A 1,287-nucleotide genomic window follows, 5' to 3' on the forward strand; every position below is an offset into this window, starting at 1 on the left:
GCCTGCTCTGCCTGCTTGCGTGCTTTTTCGAGGAACTTGTCAGTGTCCTCAAGCGTCTGCAACGCCATATACCGACGCTGACTGATCCATTCGTCGTGCTGCTCTGCCAGCACCGCACCCACCAGCCTGGTCACCGAGTCCCGGTCCGGGAAGATGCACGCCACATCAGTACGCCGACGGATTTCACGATTCAGCCGCTCCATCGGATTGTTCGACCAAATCTGCCGCCACACCGACGGCGGAAATGACGTAAACGCCAACAGGTCCGGCAACGCCTCTTCCAGGTGCTCCGCAGCCTTCGGGAACTGCTTAGCCAACATCGCGATCACCATCTGGGCTTGCTTGTGCACGGCGTCCGCATCGGGCTGGTCAAAGATCGACGACAACAGCGACTTGACCATCTTCCACGCCGACTTCGGCACGATCTGGCAGAGGTTGTTGGAGTAGTGCGTCCGGCACCGCTGCCAGCTAGCATCGGGGAACACCTGCGCCACAGCATGCTGGATACCCAGGTGCGCATCGCTGGTCACCAGGACTACTCCGGTCAACCCGCGGGCAGCGAGATCACGGAAGAAGCCAAGCCAGGAAGCATTCGACTCCGACGTTGCTACCTGCATACCAAGGATTTCGCGGTAGCCATCAGCGTTCACGCCAGTGGCGATCAGAACACTGTTTTTGACCACCCTGCCGTTTTCGCGCACGCGCATCGTCAGCGCGTCACAGGCGACGAAGCGGTACGGGCCGTTATCCAACGGGCGGGTGCGCCATGCTTCGACCATGTTGTTCAGGTCGGCGGTCATCCTCGACACCGTTGACTTCGACAGGGACTCGATGCCGAGGCTTTGCGCGACATCCTGCATGCGCCTGGTGGTCACGCCCTTGAGGTAGGCGACCGCGATGACGTTGGTCAGCGCCTTTTCCGACCGGCTGCGCGGGGCGAGCAGCCAGTCCGGGTAGTACGTGCCTTTGCGCAGCTTCGGGATGGCCACGTCGATGGTGCCGACTCGGGTGTCGAGTTCGCGGTGGCGGTAACCGTTGCGGCTGTTGGTGCGGTCGGCCGAGGCGACGTTGTACTCGGCCCCGCAGAGGGTATCAGCCTGTGCGGACAGCAGCTGGTTGATGATGTCGCCGAGCATTTGGCGCATCAGGTCCGGGGAGGACTGGGTGAGGAGATTCTCGACATAGGTCGTGGGGTCGATATCATAGGGGGCAGCGGTCATCGCTGGCTCCTTTCGTGTTGGTCTGCAAACTATGACGAAGGGCTATGGGTCAGCGGTGGCCGTTTTT

Annotated in this window: 1 protein-coding gene; it reads right to left on the reverse strand. The window is 61.4% G+C overall.

From position 1 onward, the window contains the following. A partial coding sequence (locus C1Y63_RS12385) for an IS256 family transposase (protein ID WP_106016748.1) occupies window positions 1–1,220 on the reverse strand: 1,220 nt, incomplete at its 3' end. Window positions 1,221–1,287 lie beyond the last annotated feature (67 nt).

The sequence above is a fragment of the Corynebacterium sp. 13CS0277 genome, from assembly GCF_002994655.1.
Classification (GTDB): domain Bacteria; phylum Actinomycetota; class Actinomycetes; order Mycobacteriales; family Mycobacteriaceae; genus Corynebacterium.